Origin of the sequence: Streptomyces sp. SID486 (assembly GCF_009865385.1) — a bacterium.
Lineage (GTDB): Bacteria > Actinomycetota > Actinomycetes > Streptomycetales > Streptomycetaceae > Streptomyces.
This window is the reverse complement of record NZ_WWJT01000485.1, coordinates 1-6,296: the sequence shown is the minus strand read 5'-3', so window position 1 is coordinate 6,296 and position 6,296 is coordinate 1. Positions and strand designations below refer to the sequence as shown.

Genomic DNA, 6,296 nt, shown 5'->3' with positions numbered 1-6,296 from the left:
CGGCCCACCCGGCCCACCGGCCCACCCGGCCCACCGGCCCACCCGGCCCACCGGCCCACCCGGCCCACCGGTTCGCCCGGCCCTCCGGCCCGCCCGACCTACCCGACCTCCCCGGCTCCCCGGTTCGCCCGGCCTCCCCGGTCTATCCGGCCCACCCGACCTCGCCCGGCCCACCCGGCTCGCCCAGACCGCCCGGGAATGCGTCGGGTGCCCGGGGGAGTTGACCCGGATATGACTCAGGACCCCACGCAGGACGCGCTGCTCGGTCTGCTTGCCGAAGGCCACGGCGGTGTGCTGGTCACCCTCCGGCGCGACGGCCGCCCCCAGCTGTCCAACGTCAGTCACGCCTACAGCCCCGGCGAGCGGATCATCCGCATCTCGGTCACCGACGACCGCGCCAAGACCCGCAACCTCCGCCGCGACCCCCGCGCCTCGTACCACGTCACCAGCGCCGACCGCTGGGCCTACACCGTCGCCGAGGGCACCGCCGAGCTGACCCCGGTCGCCGCCGACCCGCACGACGAGACGGTCGAGGAGCTGATCCGGCTCTACCGCGACGTCGTCGGCGAGCACCCGGACTGGGACGACTACCGGGCCGCCATGGTCCGCGACCGCCGACTGGTGCTGCGGCTGCGCGTCGAACGGGCCTACGGCCTCCCGAAGGGCCCACAGGACTGACAAGGCCGACAGGGCGGGCAGGGCTGGCAAGGGCCACAGAGCCGACAGGGCCGACCCGCACCCGGCCTCACGGCGCCTCGGCGGTCCGCGTCTCGATCGCCCGCAGCACGGCGGCCATGTCCTCGCCGCCGTACCCCTGCGCCACCGTCTCCTCGAACAGGGTGTGGCAGACGTCGAGGAGCGGTGAGGCGAGGCCGGCCTTGCGTGCCGCCTCGGCGATCAGCCGGTTGTTCTTCAGGACGTCGAGCGCCGCCGCCTGCACCGCGAAGTCCCGCCCGTGCAGCTTGGGTGCCTTCATCCGGGTCACCCCGCTGGCCATCGGGCCCGCGTCCAGGACGTCCAGGAACAGCCGCCGGTCCAGGCCCTGCCGCTCGGCGAAGTGGAACGCCTCGGCCAGCCCGGTCACCTGGGTGATCAGGAACAGGTTCACCGACAGCTTCATCAGCAGCGCCCCGGGCGCCGGCCCGCACACGAACGTCTCCCGGCACATCGGCGCGAGGAGCGGCCGTACGGCGGCCACGGCGGCCTCGTCACCGGCGAGCATGGCGACCAGCTGCCCCTGCTCCGCCGGCACCCGGGACCCCGAGACGGGCGCCTCGACGTACCGGCCGCCGGCGGCCCGTACGTCGGCCTCCAGGGCGCGGGAGTACTCAGGGGACGTCGTGCCCATGTGCACGATCGTCCGGTCCGCGACCCGTGCGGCCAGCTCAGGTGTGCCCCGGCCGAGCACGGCGTCCACCGCGGCCTCGTCGGCGAGCATCAGCAGCACGGTCCGCGCCCTCGTGAACACCTCGCCGGGGCCGGCCGCCACCTCGGCACCGGCCGCGCCGAGCGCTTCCGCGCGCTCCTCGGTGCGGTTCCAGACCAGCAGCGGGGTCCCGGCGGACGCCAGGCGCAGGGCCATGGGCCGGCCCATCACTCCGAGTCCGATGAATCCGACGTGCACGGCGGGACCGCCCTTCGCTCCGAGGGCCGACTATGACAACGGTCATAGTACCTTCGGTCATGACGGCGGTCATAGAGTGGGGACGGCGAACGGAGGGACGATGTCGCAGTCGCAGTCGCAGTCGCAGTCGCAGTCGCAGTCGCAGCCGCAGCCGCAGCCGCAGCCGCGGTCGCAGTCGGAGGCGGAGTCGCAGACGCGGCACGGACCGCGGGAGCGGATGGTGTTCAGCGCGGCCCAGCTCATCCGGCGGGGCGGGGTCGCCGCGGCCGGCATGCGCGAGGTCGCCGCCCACGCGCAGGCGCCGCGCGGCTCCCTTCAGCACTACTTCCCGGGCGGCAAGCGGCAACTGGTCGACGAGGCGGTCGCGTGGGCCGGGCGGTACGCGGGCAAGCGCATCGCCCGCTTCCTCGCCGGGCTCGAAGAGGCCACGCCGAGCGCCCTGTTCGCGGCCATGGCCGCGCAGTGGACCGACGAGTACGCGGCCGACGGCTTCGCCGCCGGATGCCCGGTCGCCGCCGCCACGGTCGACTGTGCCTGCGCGGAGGACTCCACCCGGCAGGCGGCCGCGGCCGCGTTCGCGACCTGGCGGGCCCCGCTCGCCGAGGCCCTCACGGGCATGGGGGTGCCCGCCGAGCGGGCCGACGCCCTGGGCACCCTCATGATCAGCGCCCTGGAGGGCGCGATCCTGATGGCCCGGGCCGAGCGGGACTCACGTGCCCTCGACGCGGTCGTACGGGAACTCGGTCCCCTGCTCGACGCCGCCGTACGCCGCTGACCGGCGCGACGGACCCGGCCCCGCCGCATCCGCCGTGACCGCGGCCCCGGCCGTCTCCTCCTTGACCCACTCCTCCAGCCGGTCCACGAACTCGGCGGCGCGGTGCAGCCAGTTCAGCTCCGACACGGCGGCCTCCCGGCCCAGCCGGGCGGTACGCAGCCGCAGTCCGGCGTCGCCGGCCAGCCGCCGCACCGCGTCCGCCGCCGCCGGCGGATCGCCGTAGGGCACCACCAGACCGCATCCGTGCCGTTCGACCAGCTCCGCGGCCAGCGGGGTGGGCGTGGTGACGACGGGAACCCCGTGGGCCATGTACTCCACGACCTTGGTGGGCCGGGAGTGGCGGTAGTTGGGCTGGTCGTGCAGGAGGGAGAGGCCGGCCAGGGCGCCGGAGAGCCGGGCGAGCGCGCGGTCGTTGGGCAGGAAGCCGGACCAGCGCAGCACGCCCTCCCGGTCGGCCGCCGCGAGGGCGTCGCGTACGTCCGGATCCGCCGCGCCGATCGCCTCGACCCGGACGGCGGGGGCCAGCAGCCGCGCCATGGCGATCAGATCGAGCGCGCCGCGCGCCCGGGACAGCTGCCCCAGGTAGACCACCCGGTCGTCGCCCGGCGGCGGGGGCGGATCGGCCGGCGGGGTGGCCAGGTTGGGGACGACGGGGTGGCGCATGCGGAAGCGGTCCTGGTAGGCGTACTCGGCGAGCAGCAGCCGCAGCCGGCGCTCGGCCAGCCGCTCCACCGTCCGTACCGCCCCGCGCAGCGGCGGCCGCAGCAGCCGCGGCACCCAGGACTTCATGACCAGTGCCGCCGCCGTGTCCTCGTGGACGTCCCACACGGTCACCGGTACCGGCCCGGTCCGGCGCAGCCGCCGCAGCGTGCCGGGCAGCGCCAGCAGCAGCTCCGGGTCGTGCAGCAGGACCACGTCCACCGCCGGGCCGCGCTCGGCCAGCAGTGCCCGGGCCGCACGCAGCGCCGCGCCCCGGTCCCGGCCGGCCGCACGGGGCAGGTCCACACCCTCGACGTACGGCCGGGGTGTGGTGCCCCGGGCGGCGAACGGGGCCGCGTACACCACATGGTGGCCGCGCTCCCGCAGCGCGGCGATCTCCCGGTGCAGTATGCGCGCGTCCTCGGGGTGATGGACGACGGTGACGACGAGTATCCGCATGGCAGTGCCTTTCAACTCCGCGCGGAACACCGGCGGTTGCCGGGGAGGGTGGGCCTACAGGACCTCGACGCCGGGCTTGAAGATCCGGCCGCGGGTGTCGAACAGCAGCCGTGCGGTGTCCGCGAGGACCGGCAGCTCGTAGGCGGAGTGGTCCTGGAGCAGGATGGTCAGGTCGTGGTCGCGCAGCGCGGCCGGCAGGTCGCCGGCGCGGGGGACGGTGACCCCGTCGACGGACCACTGCTCCACGTGCGGATCGTGGAAGGCCACCTCGGCCTCGCGCTCCCGCAGCAGCCGGGCCACCGGCTCCGCCGGGGTCTCGCGCAGATCGGCGACGTCCGGCTTGTAGGTGACGCCGAGCAGCAGCACCCGGGAGCCGTGCAGCGGGCGTCCCACGGTGTTGAGCAGGTCCTGCGCGCGCCGCACCACGTACTCGGGCATGCGCCGGTTGATCTCCTGGGCCAGCTCGACGAACCGGAACTCGTACCCCAGCGATGAACGCACCTTGTAAGAAAGGTAGTTGGGGTCGATGGGGATGCAGTGGCCGCCCACGCCGGGGCTCGGGCGGAACGCCTGGAAGCCGAAGGGCTTGGTGCCGGCGCAGCGGATCGCGTCCCACACGTCCACGTGCAGTTCCCGGCTGATGATGGCCAGTTCGTTGACGAGCGCGATGTTCACGTGCCGGTAGGTGTTCTCCAGCAGCTTGGCCATCTCGGCCTCGCGGGTGCCCTTCGCCTGCACGACCATGTTCACGAACTTGCCGTAGAAGGTCACCGCGCGGATCGCGCAGGACGGGGTGCAGCCGCCGACCACCTTGGGTGTCTCGCGCAGCCCGTGCTGGGTGTTGCCCGGGTCGATGCGCTCGGGGGAGAAGGCGAGGGCGATGTCCTCGCCGACGCGCAGTCCCGACTCCTCCAGCAGAGGCCGCACGACCTCCTCGGTGGTGCCCGGGTAGGTGGTCGACTCCAGTACCACCAGCTGGCCGGGGCGCAGCCGGCCGGCCACCGCGCGGGTGGCCGAGACGACCGCGCCCAGATCGGGGCCGCCGTCGTCGCTCAGCGGAGTCGGCACGCAGATCACCACGGTCTGCGCGCGTGCCAGACAGGCGTCGTCCGTGAACGCGGTGAAACCGGCCTCCCGCATCCGGCGCACGTCGTCGTCGGAGACGTCGTCGACGTGCGAGCGGCCGGAGTTGAGCCCGGCGACGACCCGCGGGTCGCGGTCCAGGCCCACCACGCGCAGGCCGACCGACGCCGCCTCCCGGGCCAGGGGCAGTCCGACGTATCCGAGCCCGATCACGGCGAGTTCGACGTCGCCGACCGGGACATACCCTTCTATGTCCCCGAGCGGCTCCGGCTCGTCCCCGAGCGGTTCTTCCTTGTCCCCGAGCGGTTGGGTCCGTTCGACCTGCATGAGGATTCACCCGGCCTTCGCGGCTGGACAGATGGTGGGGTTCGCAGGGTCCTCAGACGCATCCGAGAGAGCGATACGCCTCACGGGTCGTAGCGGCGACCCGGTCCCAGGTGCGTTCCCGCGCGACCATCGCACGGGCGGCGGCTCCCCATTCGAGTCGCCGCTTATGACTGTAAAGCACCTTTTCGAGTTCATCTGCCCAAGCGTGTGGTGATTCAGGAGGAATCAACCGTCCGTTCACCTCGGGTACGACCAGTTCTCCCAGGGCCGGGAGGTCACTCGCGGTGACGGGCAGGCCGCTCGCCATCGCCTCGACCGGCTTGAGAGGGGTCACCAGACGGCACACCCGCTCCGCGGTGCGCGGTACCGCGAAAACGTCCAACGCGGCGTAGTAGTCGCGCACTTGAGCGTGCGGCACGCGGCCGGTGAACACGGCGGTGCCGTCGTCCAGGCCCAGCCGGGCCGCCAGCCGCTGCAGCGGCGCGCGCTCCGCGCCGTCCCCGACGATCAGCAGCCGCAGCGGCACGCCGCGCCGCCGCAGCTCTACACCCGCATGGAGCAATGTGCCGATGCCCTCGTGCGGGGTGAGGCTGCCGACCGTGCCCACCACGTACTCGTCCGGGGAGATGCCGAGGCGGGCCCGCACCGGCGCCCCGTCCGGCGGCGGCGCGAGGAACGCCGCGTCCACGGCGTTCGGCACGATCAGCACCCGCTCCGGCGGCACCCCGCGCGCCACGATCTCGTCGCGCATCGCGGTGCCGAGCGTCAGCACCAGGTCGGCCTCCCGCATGCAGTGGGTCTCCAGCTCGCGCCGCATCCGGTAGACGGCGTCCCGCGGGCTGCGGGCCGGATCCTGGCTCAGCCAGGTCTCCTCCAGGAAACCCCGCACCTCGTAGACGACCGGCAGCCCGTAGACCTCCCGCAGGGCGAGGGCCACCCGCCCGTTGCCGTGGTCGGTGGCCGCGTGCAGCACGGCCGGCCGCAACCGCTCCACCAGCCGCCCCGCCAGCTCGGCGTTGCGGGCCAGCAACGGCCCCTGCCCGTAAGGCAGCCGGCCGGGCAGCAGCCGGTGCTGCGGCACACCGCCCACGATCTGCAGCGGGCGGGCGTCCAGCTCCCCCCGCGTCACCGGGAACCCGATCCGGGTCACCACGTGCGGATCGAGCCCGGCGGCCCGCTGCGCCTCGGCCAGCTTCTGGGTGCGCACCGTGTAGCCGGCGTGCGCGAACGGCAGGGAGTTGGTCACCAGATGCAGGACCCGCCCGGGCACCGGCCGCACCGGCCGCCCGGCGGGCGCGGTCACCCGAACGGCCGACGGAGCCGCGGCCA

6 protein-coding genes are annotated in these 6,296 nt (G+C 74.2%); 2 read left to right on the top strand and 4 right to left on the bottom strand.

The annotated features are described in order from the left end of the window. The first annotated feature begins 231 nt into the window (after positions 1-231). Positions 232-678 carry a PPOX class F420-dependent oxidoreductase gene (locus GT045_RS22925; RefSeq protein WP_161335286.1) on the top strand — a complete coding sequence of 149 codons (447 nt, stop codon included), beginning with the start codon at positions 232-234 and terminating at the stop codon, positions 676-678. A 67-nt stretch (positions 679-745) separates the two neighbouring features. Here the strand turns inward: GT045_RS22925 and GT045_RS22920 are convergent, their stop codons facing one another. Next, complete coding sequence (locus tag GT045_RS22920) at positions 746-1,624, bottom strand: NAD(P)-dependent oxidoreductase (protein WP_161335285.1); 879 nt, start codon at positions 1,622-1,624, stop codon at positions 746-748. 217 nt (positions 1,625-1,841) lie between these two features. Between GT045_RS22920 and GT045_RS22915 the strand changes: the two genes are divergently transcribed. Next, the gene (locus GT045_RS22915) at positions 1,842-2,399 is read left to right on the top strand and encodes a TetR family transcriptional regulator (RefSeq protein WP_161298747.1); all 558 of its coding nucleotides are present in this window, start codon (positions 1,842-1,844) and stop codon (positions 2,397-2,399) included. On the opposite strand, the gene GT045_RS22910 is transcribed toward GT045_RS22915, so the two are convergent. The 3 genes from GT045_RS22910 to GT045_RS22900 all read right to left on the bottom strand — a co-directional run. Beyond that, a complete protein-coding gene (locus GT045_RS22910; protein ID WP_161335284.1) occupies positions 2,334-3,557 on the bottom strand; it encodes a glycosyltransferase in 1,224 nt (407 codons plus the stop codon). The two genes, GT045_RS22915 and GT045_RS22910, sit on opposite strands and share 66 nt — an antisense overlap. 54 nt (positions 3,558-3,611) lie before the next feature. Then, complete coding sequence (locus GT045_RS22905; RefSeq protein WP_161298749.1) at positions 3,612-4,967, bottom strand: nucleotide sugar dehydrogenase; 1,356 nt, start codon at positions 4,965-4,967, stop codon at positions 3,612-3,614. A 52-nt stretch (positions 4,968-5,019) separates the two neighbouring features. Next, on the bottom strand, positions 5,020-6,296 hold a 1,277-nt coding region (locus GT045_RS22900), incomplete at its 5' end, for a glycosyltransferase (RefSeq protein ID WP_202528761.1).

Excerpts from the sequence above, each read along its gene's own strand:
- GT045_RS22925 (WP_161335286.1), top strand. The coding sequence starts at position 232 with ATGACTCAGGACCCCACGCAGGACGCGCTGCTCGGTCTGCTTGCCGAA.
- GT045_RS22915 (WP_161298747.1), top strand. The coding sequence starts at position 1,842 with ATGGTGTTCAGCGCGGCCCAGCTCATCCGGCGGGGCGGGGTCGCCGCG.
- GT045_RS22910 (WP_161335284.1), bottom strand. The coding sequence starts at position 3,557 with ATGCGGATACTCGTCGTCACCGTCGTCCATCACCCCGAGGACGCGCGC.
- GT045_RS22905 (WP_161298749.1), bottom strand. The coding sequence starts at position 4,967 with ATGCAGGTCGAACGGACCCAACCGCTCGGGGACAAGGAAGAACCGCTC.